The sequence below is a fragment of the Actinomadura formosensis genome, assembly GCF_050948385.1.
GTDB lineage: Bacteria > Actinomycetota > Actinomycetes > Streptosporangiales > Streptosporangiaceae > Spirillospora > Spirillospora formosensis.
Map to the genome: position 1 here is coordinate 7,093,481 of NZ_CP192011.1, position 17,323 is coordinate 7,110,803.

17 protein-coding genes are annotated in these 17,323 nt (G+C 72.7%); 6 read left to right on the forward strand and 11 right to left on the reverse strand.

Annotation, left to right across the window (positions count from 1 at the left end; translation table 11 throughout):
* Position 1: 1 nt before the first annotated feature.
* The 3 genes from ACQP1N_RS33295 to ACQP1N_RS33305 all read right to left on the reverse strand — a co-directional run bounded on the left by ACQP1N_RS33295 (position 2) and on the right by ACQP1N_RS33305 (position 1,996).
* Positions 2-238 carry a hypothetical protein gene (locus ACQP1N_RS33295; RefSeq protein WP_067804161.1) on the reverse strand — a complete coding sequence of 79 codons (237 nt, stop codon included), beginning with the start codon at positions 236-238 and terminating at the stop codon, positions 2-4.
* Positions 239-328: 90 nt separating this feature from the next.
* Positions 329-1,102: a sulfite exporter TauE/SafE family protein gene (locus ACQP1N_RS33300; protein WP_433228232.1), complete on the reverse strand. Its 774-nt coding sequence runs from the start codon at positions 1,100-1,102 to the stop codon at positions 329-331.
* A 105-nt stretch (positions 1,103-1,207) separates the two neighbouring features.
* Positions 1,208-1,996 carry an ABC transporter ATP-binding protein gene (locus ACQP1N_RS33305; protein WP_433228234.1) on the reverse strand — a complete coding sequence of 263 codons (789 nt, stop codon included), beginning with the start codon at positions 1,994-1,996 and terminating at the stop codon, positions 1,208-1,210.
* 219 nt (positions 1,997-2,215) lie between these two features.
* Here ACQP1N_RS33305 and ACQP1N_RS33310 point away from each other — a divergent pair, with 219 nt between their 5' ends.
* Complete coding sequence (locus tag ACQP1N_RS33310; RefSeq protein ID WP_433228236.1) at positions 2,216-2,983, forward strand: hypothetical protein; 768 nt, start codon at positions 2,216-2,218, stop codon at positions 2,981-2,983.
* 58 nt (positions 2,984-3,041) lie between these two features.
* Here ACQP1N_RS33310 and ACQP1N_RS33315 read toward each other — a convergent pair whose 3' ends face one another.
* From ACQP1N_RS33315 to ACQP1N_RS33335, 5 genes are all read right to left on the reverse strand, one after another.
* Entirely contained in the window at positions 3,042-3,734 is a 693-nt protein-coding gene (locus ACQP1N_RS33315) for an RDD family protein (RefSeq protein WP_131732363.1), read from the reverse strand.
* Between the two features lie 88 nt (positions 3,735-3,822).
* On the reverse strand, positions 3,823-4,272 hold the full coding sequence (locus ACQP1N_RS33320) for a DUF2752 domain-containing protein (protein ID WP_242608590.1): 450 nt from the start codon (positions 4,270-4,272) through the stop codon (positions 3,823-3,825).
* A gap of 261 nt (positions 4,273-4,533) precedes the next feature.
* Positions 4,534-5,319: a PP2C family protein-serine/threonine phosphatase gene (locus ACQP1N_RS33325; RefSeq protein ID WP_084263524.1), complete on the reverse strand. Its 786-nt coding sequence runs from the start codon at positions 5,317-5,319 to the stop codon at positions 4,534-4,536.
* A 36-nt stretch (positions 5,320-5,355) separates the two neighbouring features.
* Positions 5,356-6,051: a response regulator gene (locus ACQP1N_RS33330; protein ID WP_067807932.1), complete on the reverse strand. Its 696-nt coding sequence runs from the start codon at positions 6,049-6,051 to the stop codon at positions 5,356-5,358.
* On the reverse strand, positions 6,048-7,187 hold the full coding sequence (locus ACQP1N_RS33335) for a GAF domain-containing sensor histidine kinase (protein ID WP_067807934.1): 1,140 nt from the start codon (positions 7,185-7,187) through the stop codon (positions 6,048-6,050). Before ACQP1N_RS33335 ends, ACQP1N_RS33330 begins: the two co-directional genes overlap by 4 nt.
* 203 nt (positions 7,188-7,390) lie before the next feature.
* Between ACQP1N_RS33335 and ACQP1N_RS33340 the strand changes: the two genes are divergently transcribed.
* From ACQP1N_RS33340 to ACQP1N_RS33360, 5 genes are all read left to right on the forward strand, one after another.
* A complete protein-coding gene (locus ACQP1N_RS33340) occupies positions 7,391-8,059 on the forward strand; it encodes an SDR family NAD(P)-dependent oxidoreductase (protein WP_433228238.1) in 669 nt (222 codons plus the stop codon).
* A 23-nt stretch (positions 8,060-8,082) separates the two neighbouring features.
* Positions 8,083-9,417: an MFS transporter gene (locus tag ACQP1N_RS33345; protein ID WP_433228239.1), complete on the forward strand. Its 1,335-nt coding sequence runs from the start codon at positions 8,083-8,085 to the stop codon at positions 9,415-9,417.
* Positions 9,414-10,436 (forward strand): S-adenosylmethionine:tRNA ribosyltransferase-isomerase, encoded by a 1,023-nt coding sequence (locus ACQP1N_RS33350; RefSeq protein WP_067807106.1) that lies wholly within the window; start codon positions 9,414-9,416, stop codon positions 10,434-10,436. The genes ACQP1N_RS33345 and ACQP1N_RS33350 overlap by 4 nt, the downstream gene beginning before the upstream one ends.
* A 63-nt stretch (positions 10,437-10,499) precedes the next feature.
* Positions 10,500-11,708 (forward strand): phosphoserine phosphatase SerB, encoded by a 1,209-nt coding sequence (gene serB / locus ACQP1N_RS33355; RefSeq protein ID WP_067807104.1) that lies wholly within the window; start codon positions 10,500-10,502, stop codon positions 11,706-11,708.
* A 71-nt stretch (positions 11,709-11,779) separates the two neighbouring features.
* Positions 11,780-14,029, forward strand: a complete 2,250-nt coding sequence (locus ACQP1N_RS33360) for an FUSC family protein (RefSeq protein WP_433228240.1) — start codon at positions 11,780-11,782, stop codon at positions 14,027-14,029.
* A gap of 6 nt (positions 14,030-14,035) precedes the next feature.
* Here ACQP1N_RS33360 and ACQP1N_RS33365 read toward each other — a convergent pair whose 3' ends face one another.
* The 3 genes from ACQP1N_RS33365 to ACQP1N_RS33375 form a co-directional block, all read right to left on the reverse strand.
* Entirely contained in the window at positions 14,036-14,503 is a 468-nt protein-coding gene (locus ACQP1N_RS33365; RefSeq protein ID WP_067807098.1) for a SixA phosphatase family protein, read from the reverse strand.
* 10 nt (positions 14,504-14,513) lie between these two features.
* A complete protein-coding gene (locus tag ACQP1N_RS33370; RefSeq protein ID WP_255218851.1) occupies positions 14,514-14,636 on the reverse strand; it encodes a hypothetical protein in 123 nt (40 codons plus the stop codon).
* Between the two features lie 146 nt (positions 14,637-14,782).
* Positions 14,783-17,230, reverse strand: a complete 2,448-nt coding sequence (locus ACQP1N_RS33375; RefSeq protein ID WP_067807095.1) for a sodium-translocating pyrophosphatase — start codon at positions 17,228-17,230, stop codon at positions 14,783-14,785.
* Positions 17,231-17,323 lie beyond the last annotated feature (93 nt).

The following is a 17,323-nucleotide window of genomic DNA, read 5'->3' on the forward strand; positions in this document are numbered from 1 at the left end:
GTCAGCCCGCTTCGCCCTGCTCGGTGGAGACGGGGTGTTCCACCAGGGCCAGGACGCGGCTGGACATGAACCGGGCCGTGCGGACGGGGGTGCCGGTGCGGGTGACCTCGCTGACCTCCACGACGCCGCGCCTGGTGGCGATCTCCACGCGGCGGCCGGCGCGGGTCGCCGCGACCTCGTACGTCCGCGTCCCGTCGCCCCCGGCGTCGACCACGATCTCGACACTGTCGCCCTTCATCCGCGCGAACCCTCCGGTAGTCGAACGTGTATTCGACTTATACCCGGAATGTCCGATCACAAATCCCCGCGGACGCGGCGAAAACGCTGGTCAGGACAGCAGCAGGTTGGCGACCGCCACCAGGCCGACGACGACGATCACGCCGCGCAGCACCAGCGGCGGGATGCGGCGGCCGAGCCTGGCGCCGATCAGGCCGCCGCAGGTGGAGCCGCCCGCGATCAGCAGCACCGACCACCAGCTGATGTCGGTGCCGGCGAACAGCCACATGAGGATGAACAGGATCGCGGCCATGCCGTTCACGACCGCCGACAGGACGTTCTTGCCCGCGTTGATGCGCTGCAGCTCGTCGTCCAGCATGATGCCGAGGAAGGCGATGAGGATGATGCCCTGCGCGGCGCCGAAGTAGCCGCCGTACACGCCCGCGAACAGCACGCCCACCCACAGCATCGGGCCGCCGTGCGGGCGGTGCTCGCCCTCGCGGCGGCGCAGCATCCAGCGCTGCAGGCGCGGCTGGACGACGACCAGGACCAGCGCGAGGAGGATCAGCGGGACGACGATGATGTTGAACGCCGCGGAGGGCAGGCCGAGCAGGAGCAGGCCGCCGATCACCGAGCCGGTGAGGGACGCGGTGGCGAGCCGCAGCAGCCGTCCGCGCTGGCCCTTCAGCTCCTCGCGGTAGCCGTACGCGCCGGTCACGGTGCCCGGGACGAGCCCGATGTTGTTGGAGACGTTCGCCACCACCGGCGGCTGGCCGAGCGCCAGCAGCGTCGGGAAGGTGATCAGGGAGCCGGAGCCGACGATCGTGTTGATGCCTCCGGCGGCCATCCCGGCGGCGAAGACGGCGGTCGCGTGCAGCAGGTTCACGTGCGTCCACCCCAGCACTACGAGTTCCTCAAGAGCGCACACATCGTAGGGACACCGGGGACCGCCACCGTTGATCGGGGGTGCTTTGGGGCGTTTCGCCGCCTTTCAGCGGAGCGAGCGGGCGTACCAGCGGCCGTTGTGCCGGTCGATGGCCAGCGGCAGGCCGAAGGTCTCCGACAGATGCTCGGGCGTGAAGACCTCGTCCACCTTGCCCTGCGCGACGATCCCGCCGGACCGCAGGAGCAGGGCGTGGGTGAAGCCGTCGGGGACCTCCTCCACATGGTGCGTGACCAGCACCATCGTGGGCGCGGCCGGGTCGCCGGCGAGAGCGGCGAGCCGGGCGACGAGGTCCTCCCGGCCGCCGAGGTCGAGGCCGGCGGCGGGCTCGTCCAGCAGCAGGAGCTCGGGGTCGGGCATCAGCGCGCGGGCGATCTGGACGCGCTTGCGCTCGCCCTCCGACAGCGTGCTGAACGTCCGCTTGATCAGGTCGGTGCAGCCGAGCGCCTCCAGCAGCGCGACGGCGCGGCCCACATCGGTCGACTCGTACTCCTCCTGCCAGCGGCCGAGGATCGCGTACGAGGCGGTCAGCACCAGGTCGATGACCTTCTCACCGGCCGGGACCTTCTCCGCGACGGACGAGCTGGCGATGCCGATGCGGGGACGCAGCTCGAACACGTCGGTGCGGCCGAGTTCCTCCTCCAGGATCTCGACCTCGCCCTCGGTGGGATACAGCATCGCGGCGGCGATCTGGAGCAGCGTGGTCTTGCCCGCCCCGTTCGGGCCGAGGACGACCCACCGCTCGCCCTCGCTCACCGTCCATGTGACATCGCGCAGCAGGCTCGCCCCGTCACGCCTGACCCCGACTCCGCGGAGCTGAAGTACCTCGCCGTCCATGCGTGCCTTCGTCCCCAATCCCGGTGGTCCGTGATCGCACTCTCAGGGAAGAACCTATGCGATCCGGGACGGCCGCGCCCCCCGGCTCCCCACCGGAAACGACCGCCCCGGGACGCTCCTCCTCCGCGATAGGTCTCTTACGTCCGGTGGAACGGGCGATCCGAGCGCTTATCGTGTTCGCATGCCCATTGCGGACTGTCTGGGAATGAGAACGGGCGTATGAGCGAGGCCGTCGCGATAGCGCTGGTCGCCTGGGGCAACGCCTGGCTGACCGGGCACATCGGCCTCGACGAGGCGGTCGACGCGGTCGAAAAGAGCGGCGGGCCGCAGATCCTCGGCGGCGCGCCCGCCGAGGTGACGCTGCGCCGCGGCCTCGGCGATCTGCGCGTCGGCGGGCTGACCGCGCTGCGGCTGGCGCTGCCCGAGCCGGGCGACCCGCTCGGGCTGACCGGCCCGCCGGCGTTCAACGGCGCGGCGGTCGAGGCGGGCGCCGCCGTCGTCGCCGTCCTCGGCGAACGGGCGATGGGGCTGCTCCCCGCCGAGGACCGGCGCGGGTCGTCCTACGTCGGCGTCCGCTGGACGACCCACGAGGCGTCGGCGGGGCCGCCCGACGTCCCGTCCCTCGCGGAGGCGGACCGGCGGCTCGCCCTCGCCATGCGGGACGCCACCGAGGCGCTGCTGACCGTGGACGGCTTCGCCGGTGTGCCGCCCGAGATCGCGGACGCGCTCGTCGATCTGCGCGACCCGGACCGCGGCGACCATCCGCTCGCCCCCGGCTACCCGCCGCGCGCGCACCGCGTCGCCGCGCTCGCCGGCCGGCTGTCCCTCGTCGTCGACCTTGCCCGGCAGATGGACGACCGTGGCCTCAGCACCGACCAGACAAGGCGCCGGGGTGAGGCCCTGCGGCTGCTGGACGGGGCCGTCCGGCGCGCACTGGTGGCCGCCTGCAACAGCGCGTTCGACCCGGTTCCCGGAACGGAGCGCTAGCGGTCATCATGCGAAACGGGGCGTCCCCGGAGGGACGCCCCGTTCTCGTGGATCCTGCTCAGGAACGGACCACGATGGTGTTGCAGATCTTGTCGGCGAAGGTCTGCTTGCGCTCGTCCCACAGCGGCCAGAGGTAGCCGATGTAGCACAGGAAGCTGTCGGCGATGTGCGCGAGCCTGCGCACGAACGCCATGCCGAAGCCGATGGGCTGGCCGGTCTGCGCGCTGACGAGGCGGATGCCCATCTGCCGCTTGCCGATCGTCTGGCCGGTGGTGCCCTCCTGGTAGCACATCCACAGGCTGACGCCGAAGGCGGCGACGTAGGCGAGGAGTATCAGCAGGACGCCGATCACCGCGGCGGCGTCTCCGGCACTGGCCAGCAGCGTGCCCACCAGGTACAGGACGAAGAGCGGCACGCCGATGATCAGGCCGTCGATGACGGCGCCGCCCGCGCGCGAGCCCCACTCGGCCAGCTGGCCGGTCGCGCCGTAGTGGTGGTGGTGCACCTCCTGGTAGCCGGGCTGGGCGGGCGCGCCGTAACCGGGCTGGGCGGGAGGCTGCTGGCCGTACCCGGGCTGCTGCTGGCCGTAGCCCGGCTGCGCCGGGGGCTGCTGACCGTACCCGGGCTGCTGCTGGCCGTAGCCCGGCTGCGCCGGGGGCTGCTGACCGTACCCGGGCTGCTGCTGGCCGTACCCGGGCTGCTGTTGCCCGTAGCCCGGCTGCTGACCGTACGGGTCGTAGGGGTTACCCACACTTGCTCCTTATTGGTTGACCCTGTGGTTATGTGACGCCCGCCGGACCCGGTGGGCTCCGCAAGTCTGACCGAGGATTCACCTCGGCTCAAACCCGCAAAATTCCGAACCGGACGAGTTGCCACAGCTCCGACCCCACGAGGGCGGTGCCGAGCATCCAGGCACGGGTGTTCGGCTGGAGTGCCCACCACCGTCGTCCCAGCCCCAGGGGTGCGGCGGCGACGGCGATCGCGCCGGTCAGGGCGACCGGGTTCGCGAGCACGGCCTGGCCCGGACGGCCCGAGCCGAGCTCGATGAACACGGTCGTGCCCCCGCACATGGGACACGGGACTCCGGTGAACGCCCGCAGGGGACAGAGCACGCCGGGGTCGTTGACACGGTGGATCCATGACGCGCCGATGGCCGCGACGGCCATCGCCGCAACGCGCAGCACCGCGCCCAGGGGGCCGTGCCGCGCTGCGGTGAGGGTCCGGCTGACGATCCCGCCGAGCGCACCGTCCGGTGCGCCGGTGGCCGCCGCCCCGGGCGCTCCCCCCAACGAATCCTCCGCCTCGATGACATACAGATGGGTGACCCGTATATCGGGTTCACCCGGAGGTGAGTCAAGTCCGTGTAACGTTCCGCGATTGGACCGTTACACGATGCACACTGACATCACTCCAGGGTAAGAGTAAGACAAACCGCCAGTTACGTGGGAACTCTTTTGTATTACGGGTTCCTAAGAATCCCCGTGGACCGGTCCGGGCCCGGTGCGCGCGGCGGTCTCGAAGACGGCTGAGGGGCGGTCGGGTCCGGGCGGTCAGCTCTGGGCGGCGGCGCCGACGACGACGGGGTCCTCGCCGCCGTGGAGGTGCTCGGCCTCGACGACGTCGGCGATGACCGCGGTGATGTTGTCGGGGCCGCCGTTGTCGCGGGCGAGCTGGATCAACCGGTCGACGGCCCGCTGCGGATCGGCCTCCGCGGACAGCACCTCGTAGATCCGCTGCGCGTCGACCGGGCCGCTCAGGCCGTCCGAGCACAGCAGATAGCGGTCGCCGAGCCGGGCCTCGCGCAGCCGCAGGTCGGGCTCGCGGTCCTCCCGTCCGTCCAGCACCCGGTACAGGACGTGCGACAGCCGCGAGGTCTCGCCGGGGTCGGCCTGCTGGCCGGCCTGCTCCGCCTCCGCCTTCAGCAGCTCGTCCATCGTGTGGTCCTGCGTCATCTGGAACAGCTCGCCGTCGCGCAGCAGATAGCCGCGCGAGTCGCCGACGTGCGCCAGGGCCACGGACTCACCGGACCAGAGCATCGCGGTGAGCGTGGTGCCCATCCGGCTCAGGTCGGGACGTTCCTCCCGGACGATGCGGAGCTTCTCGTTGGCCTCGGCCACCGCGCGGCCCAGCATGTCGACAAGATCGTCCTTGGGGGCAGCGGTGTCCAGCGAGCGCAGGGAGCCGATGACGGTCGAGCTCGCGACCTCGCCGCCCGCATAGCCGCCCATGCCGTCCGCGACCGCGATCAACCGCGCACCGGCGTAACCCGAGTCCTCGTTGTTCTCTCGGTTGCACCCGATGTCGCTACCTGCTGCGTACCTGATTGCTACGTTCATACCAATTTCGATGACGATCCTGTCAGAGGAGTTTTATCAGTCGCGGACACTTGGTTCCCCAGTTTCCCCGACTGCGCCGGACGAACCGACACCGTGCCGGACCGCGTACAGCGCCGCCTGCGTCCGATCCTGTACTCCCAGTTTCATGAGCAGATTACTGACGTGCGTCTTGACCGTCTTCTCGGACACCACGAGGGCACGCGCGATCTCCCGGTTGGACCTGCCTCGCGCGATGTGCACGAGCACCTCCCGTTCCCGTTCGGTCAGCGCGGCCAGGCCGCGGTCGTCGTCCCGCTCCGCCGACCCGTCCCGCAGCATCGCTTCGGCCGCGTCGGGCGCGAACAGGACGTGCCCGTCGTTGACCGCCCTGATCGCCTGGACGAGCGCCTGCGGGTCGACGTCCTTGTACAGGTACCCGGCCGCACCCGCCTGCACGGCCGGCAGCACGTGCCCGCGCTCCGTCACGCTGGTGAGGACCAGGACCCGTGCCTTCACCCCGCGAGCCCGCAGCTCCGTCAGCGCGGCCAAGCCGCCGGTGCCCGGCATCTTGAGGTCCATGAGAACGATATCGGGATCCAGGGATTCGGCCAGTGTCACGGCCGATACGCCGTCCTCGGCCTCGCCGACGACCTCGATGTCGTCCTGGATGCCGAGGAACGTGCGCAGCCCCTGCCGGACGACCGGGTGGTCGTCGGCGATCAGGACCTTGATGGCGTCCGGTCGGGGACTCACAGCGGCACCTCCAGCCGGACGGTCGTGCCCTTCCCCGGCGCGGCGTCGATCGTGAGTTCCCCGCCGATGGAGTCCGCCCTGTCGCGCATGGAGGCGAGCCCGAGCCCGCCCTGCGGTTCCGTGTCGGAAACGTCGAAACCGGAGCCGTCGTCGGCGACCTCCAGGACGGCCCGTTCGTCCTCTGTCGCAAGACGGACCTCCACGGTCCGCGCACCGGCGTGCCGTAGCGCGTTGTAAAGCGCCTCCTGGGAGATGCGGTAGGCGACGGCCTCATGCTCCTCCGGCAGGACGATGGCCTCGTCCGCGGCGATGCGCACGGTCGCCTCATGCGCCCGGTCGAGGACCTCGACGTGCTTGCGCAGCGACGCGACCAGGCCGTCCGCGAGGTCGGCGGGACGCAGCTCGAAGATCACGGCGCGCAGCTCGGCGAGGGCCTCGGCGGCGAGCCGCTCGACCTGCGCCAGCTCCCGGACGCTGCGGGCCGGGTCGCGGCCGGCCAGCGCGGAGGCCGTGCGCGCGGTCAGCCGCAGCGAGAACAGCTTCTGGGCGACGGCGTCGTGCAGCTCGCGGGCCAGCCGGGTGCGTTCCGCGACGACCGTCAGCTCGCGGTTGTGCTCGTAGAGGCGGGCGTTCGCCATCGCGATCGCGGCGTGCGCGGCGAACAGCGTGAGCAGCTCCTCGTCCTCCCGGGTGAAGCCGCCGGGGGTCCGCCTGTTGGCCAGGAAGATGATGCCGAGCACGTCCTCGCCGTCGCGGATCGGGACGCCGAGGAAATCCCTCAGCACGGGATGCGCGGCCGGCCAGCCCTCGAACTCCGGCTCCCTGCGGATGTCGCCGAGCCGTTTCGGGGCGTCGCCCCTCAGCATCGCGGCGAGCATGCCGTGCTGGCGGGGCAGCGGGCCGATCCGCTCCCACTCCTCCTCCGAGACGCCCTCGACGACGAACTCGGCGAACGATCCCTCGTCGTCCGGGACGCCGAGGGCCGCGTACCGGGCGTCCAGCAACTGCGCCGCCGCCCGGACGATCACCTGCAGCACCTCGTGCACGGACAGGTGCCGGGTCACCGCGAGCACGGCGGAGCTGACGGCGTGCAGGGTCGCGCCCTGGTCGCCGCGGCACCCGTTGTCGGTGTCCATCCCGGCCTCTCGTCCTCCCCCTGCCGAGCCCTACGCGGTGCTCACATGTGAAGACCGTACTCTCTGGGCGCGTCCTCCCGAATCACCCTGAGCGAGTATCGGTGTCCGGGCCGCCCCGGCTCCGGTCCTAGGACCATCTGACCACCGGCCGGGGGACCGTGCGGCCGATGCCGCGAGCCGCGCCGGTTCCTAGCGTCGAAGGCATGAGAACGGCACTCGTCACCGGCGCGTCCCGGGGGCTCGGACGGGCGCTCGCCCGTGAGCTCGCGCGGGACGGCTGGAACCTCGTCATCGACGCACGCGACACCGCCGCCCTCTCGGCCGCCGCCGCCGAGACCGGCGCGACCGGGATCGCGGGGGACGTCACCGACCCCGCGCATCGGGCCGACCTCGTCCGGGCGGTCTCAGGCGGGCTCGACCTCCTCGTCAACAACGCGAGCACCCTCGGGCCGACGCCCATGCCGCGGCTGGCCTCACTGCCAGCCGAGGACCTGGCGGGCACGTTCGCGACGAACGTGCTGGCGCCGCTCGCGCTGATCCAGGCCGTCCTGCCGAGCCTCCGGGAACGGCGCGGCGCGATCCTCAACATCACCTCGGACGCGGCCGTGGAGAGCTACGCGACGTGGGGCGGTTACGGGGCGTCCAAGGCGGCGCTGGAGCAGTTGTCGAACGTCCTGGCGGCCGAGGAGCCCGGCGTGGCCGTCTGGTGGGCGGACCCGGGCGAGATGAACACCGCCATGCTGCGCGCCGCCGGGGAGGACGCCGACGCCGCCCCGCCGCCGGCGGAGGCCGCCGCCGCGCTGCACCGGCTGATCGCCCACCGGCTCCCCAGCGGGCGCTACCGGGCCGCCGACCTGATGGCGGCGCGATGACCGGAATCCTCCATCATGATCAGGTGAAAGTTGCAGATCACGGCATTCTGGGCGCCGGGTACCGGGGGGCGACGTCCGGGATCGTCCTGGTCGTCACGCTGCTGGCGTTCGAGAACATGGCCGTCGGCACCGTCATGCCGGTCGTCGCCGACGACCTGAACGGCCTGCCGCTGTACGCGTGGGGCTTCTCCGCCACCCTGATCATGAGCCTGCTGTCCACGGTGCTGGCGGGCGGCTGGGTCGACCGGGCGGGCCCGTCCCGGCCGTTCATGGCCGGGCTCGGCGCGTTCCTCGCCGGTCTGGTGGTGGCGGGCGCGGCGTCGTCCATGGAGGTGTTCGTCGCGGGCCGCGCCGTGCAGGGCCTCGGCACCGGGATCTCGCTCGTCGCGATGTACGTGGTGATCGCCCGCGTCTACCCCGAGAACCTGCGGTCCCGGGTGTTCGCGGCGCTGGCGGCGGCGTGGGTGCTGCCGTCGCTGATCGGCCCGGCGCTCGGCGGCTTCGTCGCCGAGCACATCGGCTGGCGCTGGGTGTTCCTCGGGCTGATCCCGCTGGTGATCCCGCCGGCGCTGGCGCTGGTGCCCGCGCTGCGCGGCATCGGCGAGCCCGGGACCGCGCCCGCGAACGGCGGCGGCCGCGTGCCCGCCGCCGTCGCCGTCGCGGCGGGCGCCGCGCTCCTGCTCTACGGCCTGGACGGGACGGGCTGGACGACCACGGCGGCGGCCGCCGCGGGGATCGCGGGCCTGGTGTTCGGGCTGCCCCGGCTGCTGCCCCCCGGAACGCTCCGGTTCCACCGCGGGCTGCCGAGCGTCATCGCCGTCCGCGGGCTGCTGTCCGGCGCGTTCACCGGGGCCGAGGTGTTCATCCCGCTCGCCCTGGTCCGGCTGCACGGGTTCAGCGCGGGCACGGCCGGGCTCGTGCTGACCGCCGGGGCGCTCGGCTGGTCGGCGGCGTCGCAGATCCAGGGCAGGTCCGAGCGGCCCCGCGAGTTCTACGTCCTGCTCGGCGCCTTCTGCGTCATCACGGGGATCGCCGCCGCCACGGTCTGCCTCCGGTTCTCCGGGTGGACGACCGTCCTCCCGTGGATCGTGGCCGGGGCCGGGATGGGGTTCGCGATCGGCAGCCTGTCCGTCCTGCTGCTGCGGCTGTCGCCCGCGGACGAGCAGGGCGTCAACTCGTCCGCGCTGCAGGTCGCCGACACCCTCGGCTCGTCCCTCGTCGTCGGCGTCGCGGGCGCGCTGGTCGCCGCGTTCGGCGCCGCCCGGCTCGGCACCGGCCTCGCCGTCGCGGGCGCGCTGTGCGCCGCGATCGCCGCGTTCGGGGTCTTCGCCGCGTTCCGCCTGGAGGTCAGGACATGACCGTCGAGTTCACCCTGCCCCCGTCCCTGGAGGCGCACGAGCCGCCCGAGGCGCGCGGCCGGACCCGCGACGGCGTCCGGCTCCTGGTCTCCCGGCGCGCCACCGGCGAGATCACCCACCACGGGTTCGGTGACCTGCCCGCCCTTCTCGACCCGGGTGACCTGCTGGTCGTCAACACCTCGTCCACGCTGCCCGCCGCCGTCCGGCTCGACCGGATCAGCGTGCACTTCTCCACCCCGGTGCCCGGCGCGGACGACCGGCTGTGGCTCGTCGAGCTGCGCCGCCTGACCGGCGCCACCGCCCACCCCTACGCGGGCGGCTCACCCGGCGAATGGATCCCCCTGCCCGGTGGCGCCACCCTCACCCTCGTCGGACGGCACACCCACCGCCTCTGGCGCGCCCGCCTGAGTACCGACGTCGTCCCGTACCTGCGGCGTCACGGGGTGCCGATCCGCTACGGGTACGTCCACCGCGACTGGCCCGCCGCCGCGTACCAGACCGTGTTCGCCTACGACCATGCGACGGGCGGTGCGGAGATGCCGAGCGCCGCCCGCCCGTTCACACCCGAACTGGTGACCCGCCTGGTGTCCCGCGGCGTCCTGATCACGCCGATCACGCTGCACACGGGCGTCGCGTCCCCGGAGGCCCACGAACCCCCGTACGCCGAGCGCTACCGCGTGCCGGAAGCGACGGCCGCGCTGGTCGAGCACGTCCGCTCCCAGGGCCGCCGGGTGATCGCCGTCGGGACGACCGCCGTCCGCGCCCTGGAAACGGCCGTGGACGCCTCCGGACGCGTCCGGCCGTCCTCGGGGTGGACCGAGCACATCGTGACCCCCGAGAACGGCGTCCGGGCCGTGGACGGCCTTCTCACCGGCCTGCACGAACCCAGGTCGTCCCACCTGATGATGCTCACCGCCATCGCCGGCCGCGACCTGCTCACCGCCACCTACGAGGCCGCTCTGGCCGAGACCTACCTCTGGCACGAATTCGGGGACCTCAACCTCATCCTGGGCCGGTAGCGTCTCGCATGCCGGACCGGGCGCACGAGCCCCACGTCACGGCCGGTACCGTGGAAAACAGCTATGGACGGGTCAGCACAGCGCACGCTGCTCATTACACTCACCGGACGCGACCGCCCCGGCGTGACGTCGCGTCTGTTCCGGACACTCTCCGACTTCCCGCTCACGGTCGCCGACGTGGAGCAGGTCGTGATCCGCGGGCGGCTCATCCTCGGGGTCCTGCTCGCCTACCACGAGGGCGCCGACATCGGACGCGTCTGGAACGCCGCCGAGCACGTCGCGAGCGACCTCGACATGGAGATCGAGCTGTCCACCGGCCGCAACCGGCGGCTGCCGAAGCGGACCGGGCGGCTGCACGTCACCGTCCTCGGCGCCCCGCTGAAGCCCGCCGCCATGGCCGGGATCGCCGGGCGGATCTCCGCGCACGGCGCCAACATCGACCGCATCGAACGGCTCGCGCAGACCCCCGTCACCTGCATCGAGATGGACGTGTCCGGCGCCGACCCCGACGCGCTGCGCGCCGCCCTCACCGCCGAGGCCGCCGAGCAGCAGGTCGACGTCGCCGTCCAGCAGAGCGGGCTGAGCCGGCGCGCCAAGCGGCTGATCGTCATGGACGTCGACTCCACCCTCATCCAGGGCGAGGTCATCGAGCTGCTCGCCGAGCACGCCGGCTGCCTCGGCGAGGTCGCCAAGGTCACCGAGGCCGCCATGCGCGGCGAACTCGACTTCGAGGGCTCCCTGCGCGAACGGGTCGCGCTCCTCGCCGGGCTGGACGCCTCCGCCATCGACGAGGTCCGCGACAGGCTCCGCCTCGCCGCCGGCGCCCGCACGATGGTCCGCACCCTCAAGCGCCTCGACTACAAGTTCGCCATCGTCAGCGGCGGCTTCACCCAGATCACCGACGCCCTCGTCGAGGACCTCGGCATCGACTACTCCGCCGCCAACACGCTGGAGATCGTCGACGGCAAGCTGACCGGCCGCGTCACCGGCCGGGTCATCGACCGCGCCGGCAAGGCCGCCGCCCTCGAACGCTTCGCCCGCGAGGCCGGCGTCCCCATCAGCCAGACCGTCGCGATCGGCGACGGCGCCAACGACCTGGACATGCTCCAGGCCGCCGGCCTGGGCATCGCCTACAACGCCAAACCGGTGGTCCGCCAAGCCGCCGACACCGCCGTCAACGTCCCCTACCTGGACACGATCGTCTTCCTCCTGGGCATCTCCCGCGACGAGGTGGAGGCCGCGGACGCCCTCGACGCCCAGAAGGCGGGCTGACCCATCGGGGTACGGTGAGACGCGGGGAAAGTGATCTCCGCGAGCGGCCGTAGGAAAGCGGAGGAACAGCGGTGCTGCAGCGTGCGCGCCAGGCGTACGTTCAGGCGAACGGGCGGGCGTCCCCCATTTACGGGGCCACCGCGGCCGTGGCGGTGGCCGTGCCGTTGCTCGTGGGGGCGCTGACCGGGCACCCGGCGCAGGGGTCGATGATCGCGCTCGGGGCCTATCTCGTCGCGCTGCGGGCGCCGGAGGGGCCCTACGGGGCGCAGGCCCGGAGCCTCGCGGTCGGGGTCGTGGTCGTCGCGCTCGGGGCGGCCGTGGGCGGGCTGCTCAGCGGGCACCTGTGGCCGACCGTGATCGTCGTGCCGCCGCTCGTCGCGCTCGGGGTCGCGGTGCCGCGGATCGGGGCGACGGCGGGCCTGGCGGTACTGCTGAGCGCCGTCCGGCCGCCCGCCGGGGACGTGCTGAACATCGGGCTGCTGGAGCTGATCGGCGGGCTGCTCACCGCCGGGCTGCTGCTGGCGCCGTGGCCGGCCCGGCGGCTGCGCCCGCTGCGGGCGGCGCTGAGCGAGTGCGCCGACGCGGTCGCCGAGGCGCTCGACGCGGTCGCCGAGGACGTCGGGGCGCACGACGCCGGTCCGCTGGACGCCATCGAGCTGACCAGCCCCGAACTGCTGGCCGTCACCCGGATACCGGACTGGGAGGCCAGGCGGCGCGCCGCGTCCGAGGCGCTGACGTCGGCGCGCGCCACCTACGCGCTGTACCGGTCCGGACGCGGCCGGACCGACCCCACCCGGCCCGAACGGCTCATCGACGCGCTGGGACGCGTCCTGCACGAGACCGTCACGCTCCAAGCCGTCCTGGAGGCCGCGAAGAACTATCCGCCCGACCGCGAGTGGCGGCTGGAGACGCAGACCGCGATCTCCGCGCTCGCGGCGCGGCTGCGGCTGCTGGCCGGGGCGACCGCGACGGCGGGCGAGGCGCCGCTCGGCGGGGAGGAGTCCGCGGCCGTCCGGCGGATGGGGCGCACCGCCGAGCAGATCCGGCGCGCCGGGCTCGCCGGGGACGAGGACCTCGTCGCGGTCGCGCTGATCAGCCAGGTGCGCCGGTCCATCGACCGCATCGCGGGCGAGGTCGCCTCCGCCCGCCGCATCGTCGCGGGCGGCCTGCGGATCGCGGTCGCGCCGCCCCGGATGCCGGGAACGCTCAACCCGATGCGCGCGTGGGAGCGGACACGGGGCGCCGTCCGCACCCGGTCCCCGGTGTTCCGGCAGGTGTCGCGGGTGTTCGTGACGGCGGCCGTGTCGATGGCGCTGGCCGCCGTGCTCGGCCTCTCCCACGGGCACTGGATGACGATCACCGCGATGCTGAGCCTGCGCGCGACCTACGGCGAGACCGTCGACCTGCTCGTGCAGCGCGTCGGCGGCACCGCGGCCGGGTCCGCCGTCGCCGCGGTCATCCTCACGCTCGTCCCCGGGCAGACCGCCATCGCGCTGATCGTCTTCGGGTTCGCGCTGGCCGGGTTCGCGATGCGGTCGGTGAACTACGTCTACTGGGCGCTGTTCGGGACGCCGCTGGCGATGATGCTGCTCGACTTCTCCGTGCCGGCCGACTGGCGCACCGCCAGCGAGCGGATCGGGCTGACGATCGCCGGCGCGGCCATGGCCTACCTCGCCGTCCGGCTGCTGTGGCCCGCCGGGCACGCCGAGCGGCTGCCCGTCCAGCTCGAACGTCTCCTCCGCACGCACGCCCGCCTGGTCCGGGCGGCGGCGGACGTCCTCGCGGGGGAGCGGGTCCGGCTGCCGCACGACACGATCGTCGCGGCCGAGCGGTCGGCGGAGGCGGTCGCCGAGACCCGGGCCCGGCTCGGCCACGAACGCCGGCCCGACACCGGCCTGATCGCCGAGCTGCGCAGGTCGGTGGACGCCGCGCACCGCACCCGCGACCACCTCATCACGGTCGCGAAGCTGTCCCGCGCGAAGGCCGTGGACACCGGGCCCATCCCGGAGATCCTCGACCGGCTCGCCGACCGGTTCGAGGAGGCCGCCGGCCTGCTGGAGGAGCCGGCGAACCTCGACGCCGAGCACGCCGCCCCCGTCCTGGAACTGGACGAGGAGCTCGCCGACCTCGACTCCCACCTGTCCGCGATCACCCGGCGGCGGCGCGCCGAGATCAAGGCGGGCGTGGACCGGGAGGAACTCACCCCGCTCCGGCAGGCCCTCCTGCAGGTGTCCGGCACCCGCTACACGATCAGATCACTGCGCCGCGACGCCGGGACGGTCGTCGAATCGTCCCTCGCCGCCGCCGCACCCCGGCCCTGACCCGCGTCAGCCCTTCGGGGTGCGGACGGTCCGGAGCGTTCCCAGGCCGGGGCGGACGTCGATCCACGCGCCCGGCAGCTCGATCACGGCGAGCGCGCAGGTCGGGAAGGAGTCCGGGGCCTGCCCGGTCAGATCGTGCACGAACTGGTGCGCGGACGGGTTGTGCCCCACCAGCAGCAGCGTCCCGGCATCGTCCGGGGCCTCGTTGACCAGGGCGAGGAGCCGTTCGGGGTCGTTGTCGTAGATCGCGGGCTCGTGGCTCACGGCGGCGTCGAGCGCGAGCAGGTCGAGCGTCTCGCGCGTCCGGGCCGCCGTGGAGCACAGCACCCGGTCGGGGACGAGACCGTTCGCGCGGAGCCACTCCCCGGCCGCCGCGGCGTCGCGCCGGCCTCGGTCGTTGAGGGTGCGGTCGATGTCGGGCGTCCCGAAACCGGCGACGGCCTTGGCGTGGCGGAGCACGATGAGCGTGGGCATGACCGCCACATTAGGGCGCGGCGAGCGCCGCCAGCCCCCACAGCACGAGAAGGATTCCGAGCATCCCGCCGAGCACGAGGACGAAACCCTTGGCGCCCGACATGGTCGGCTTGCCGCCGCCGCTGTTCGCCACAGCGCCTCCCGATCTCATTGCACGTCCGGGTCCGGGGCGTCCGGCCCGCACGTCAAGCGTACGGCCGCCGCCGCGTGGCCGGGACACGACCCTGACATGCGGGAGGGCCGGCGGCGCGTCGCCACCGGCCCTCCCCTTCTGAACTGTCAGCCCTTCTTGGCCGACTCCCCGGTGCCCGTCTCGGTCTTGGCCGCGCCCGAGTCGGCGCCGACGGCCGCCTCCTCGACGGACTTGGCCTGGCCGTCCGCCACGGGGGGCGCCTGCACCGTGCCGCCCTCGACCGCGGGGGCCGGGGCGGACTCGGCCATCGGGGCGGCGCGCCGCTTGGAGACCACGATCGCCGCGACGACGACCGCGACCGACAGCACGGTCACCCCGACGCGCAGCGGGATGTTGCCCGCGTAGGTCACCACGGCGTCCGCGATCAGCAGCGCGACCAGGTTCATCACCTTGATCAGCGGGTTGATCGCGGGACCGGCGGTGTCCTTGAACGGGTCGCCGACCGTGTCCCCGATGACCGTCGCCTCGTGCGCCTCGCTGCCCTTGCCGCCGAGGTTGCCCTCCTCGACGACCTTCTTGGCGTTGTCCCAGGCGCCGCCGGAGTTGGCGAGGAACACCGCCATCAGCACGCCCGCGGCGATGGCGCCGCCCAGGTAGGCGCCGAGCGGCGCGTACCCGAGCGCGAAGCCGACCGCGATCGGCGTCATGATCGCCAGCAGTCCGGGGGTGGCGAGCTCGCGCTGCGCGTCCCGGGTGCAGATGTCCACGACGCGGTCGTAGTCGGGCTTCTCGGTGTAGTCCATGATCCCGGGCTTGGTGCGGAACTGCTCGCGGACCTCCACCACGACCCGTCCGGCCGCCCGGCCCACCGCCATGATCGCCAGGCCGGAGAACAGGAACACCACGGCCGCACCGATGATCAGCCCGATCAGGACGTTCGGGCTGGCGATGGACAGGTTGAAGGTGAGGAAGTCGGCGCCGATGGCGTCCTTGGCGCTCTTCGAGGCGCCGTCCAGCGCCGCGATGACCGTCGTCCGGAACGAGCCGAACAGCGCGGTCGCCGCGAGCACCGCGGTCGCGATCGCGATGCCCTTGGTGATCGCCTTGGTGGTGTTGCCGACGGCGTCCAGCCGCTCCAGGATGGACGCGGCCTCACCCTTGATGTCCCCGGACATCTCGGCGATGCCCTGGGCGTTGTCGGACACCGGCCCGAAGGTGTCCATCGACACGATGACGCCGACCGTGGTCAGCAGCCCGGTGCCTGCCATCGCCACCGCGAACAGCGCGACGGTGGTGTTGCCGAAGCCGAGCAGGAACGCCCCGTAGACGGCACCGGCGATCACGAGCGCGGTGTAGACGGCCGACTCCAGGCCCAGCGAGATACCGGCCAGGATGACGGTCGCCGGGCCCGTCCGGGCGCTGTCGGTGACCTCCCTGACCGGCCTGCGGTTGGTCTCGGTGAAGTAGCCGGTGAGCAACTGGATGACGCTGGCCAGCACGATCCCGATGATCACCGCGCCGAGCGCGACCCAGCGCGGGTCGGCGTCCAGGCCGCGGATCGCCTTGTCGGTGACGCCGTTCAGGTCGGCGAAGGACGACGGCAGGTACGCGAACGCGGCGATCGCGACGAGGATCGCCGAGATCGCCGCCGAGATGAAGAACCCGCGGTTGATCGCCGACATGCCGGAGCGGTCCCCGGCGCGGGGCGCCACCGCGAAGATGCCGATCACCGCGGTGATGACGCCGATCATCGGCACGACCAGCGGGAACACCAGGCCCTCGGTGCCGAACGCCGCCGTGCCGAGGATGAGCGCCGCGACCAGCGTGACCGCGTACGACTCGAACAGGTCGGCCGCCATGCCCGCGCAGTCGCCGACGTTGTCGCCCACATTGTCGGCGATCGTCGCCGCGTTCCGCGGGTCGTCCTCCGGAATCCCCTGCTCGACCTTGCCGACGAGGTCGGCGCCGACGTCCGCGGCCTTGGTGAAGATGCCGCCGCCGACACGCATGAACATGGCGAGCAGCGCGGCGCCGAACCCGAAGCCCTCCAGCACCTTCGGCGCGTTGCCCTGGTAGGCGAGGACGACGACCGCCGCGCCGAACAGGCCGAGGCCGACGGTGAACATGCCGGCGACGCCGCCGGTGCGGAACGCGATCCGCATCGCCGTCTTCTCGCCGTCCTCCTCGCGGGCGGCCGCGGCGACCCGGACGTTGCCGCGGACCGCGAGCCACATGCCGGTGAACCCGGTGACGGCGGAGAACAGCGCGCCGACGACGAAGAAGACCGACCGTCCGATCCGCTCACCCGTGGAGTCGGCGGGGAGCAGCAGCAGAACGAGCGGGATCAGCACCACGAAGACCGCGACCGTTCTGAACTGGCGTTTCAGATAGGCACTGGCGCCCACCTGAACGGCCCGCGCGATCTCCTGCATCTTGGCGGTGCCCTGGCCCGCGGCCAGGACATCGCGAACCAGACCCGCGGCGACGGCCAGTGCCAGCAGCGCGATCACGGCGACGACGACGACCAGGGAAAGGTCGCCGCCGCCGAGATCCACTTCTGCGCTGGCCGGGCTTGACAGGGAAAACCCGGACATCCGTCCTCCTCGACAGGGGCGTTGCGACTCGATCGTCAAAAAGACGATCTTTACCGCGTACCCCGCGAGTCATGATTTCGAACGCCTCGCACG

What these genes read in the sequence shown, in the direction of transcription:
- ACQP1N_RS33305 (WP_433228234.1), bottom strand. Translation starts at nt 1,996, where the DNA reads ATGGACGGCGAGGTACTTCAGCTCCGCGGAGTCGGGGTCAGGCGTGAC.
- ACQP1N_RS33365 (WP_067807098.1), bottom strand. Translation starts at nt 14,503, where the DNA reads ATGCCCACGCTCATCGTGCTCCGCCACGCCAAGGCCGTCGCCGGTTTC.
- ACQP1N_RS33295 (WP_067804161.1), bottom strand. Translation starts at nt 238, where the DNA reads ATGAAGGGCGACAGTGTCGAGATCGTGGTCGACGCCGGGGGCGACGGG.
- ACQP1N_RS33310 (WP_433228236.1), top strand. Translation starts at nt 2,216, where the DNA reads ATGAGCGAGGCCGTCGCGATAGCGCTGGTCGCCTGGGGCAACGCCTGG.
- ACQP1N_RS33325 (WP_084263524.1), bottom strand. Translation starts at nt 5,319, where the DNA reads ATGAACGTAGCAATCAGGTACGCAGCAGGTAGCGACATCGGGTGCAAC.
- ACQP1N_RS33350 (WP_067807106.1), top strand. Translation starts at nt 9,414, where the DNA reads ATGACCGTCGAGTTCACCCTGCCCCCGTCCCTGGAGGCGCACGAGCCG.
- ACQP1N_RS33375 (WP_067807095.1), bottom strand. Translation starts at nt 17,230, where the DNA reads ATGTCCGGGTTTTCCCTGTCAAGCCCGGCCAGCGCAGAAGTGGATCTC.
- ACQP1N_RS33335 (WP_067807934.1), bottom strand. Translation starts at nt 7,187, where the DNA reads ATGGACACCGACAACGGGTGCCGCGGCGACCAGGGCGCGACCCTGCAC.
- serB (WP_067807104.1), top strand. Translation starts at nt 10,500, where the DNA reads ATGGACGGGTCAGCACAGCGCACGCTGCTCATTACACTCACCGGACGC.
- ACQP1N_RS33340 (WP_433228238.1), top strand. Translation starts at nt 7,391, where the DNA reads ATGAGAACGGCACTCGTCACCGGCGCGTCCCGGGGGCTCGGACGGGCG.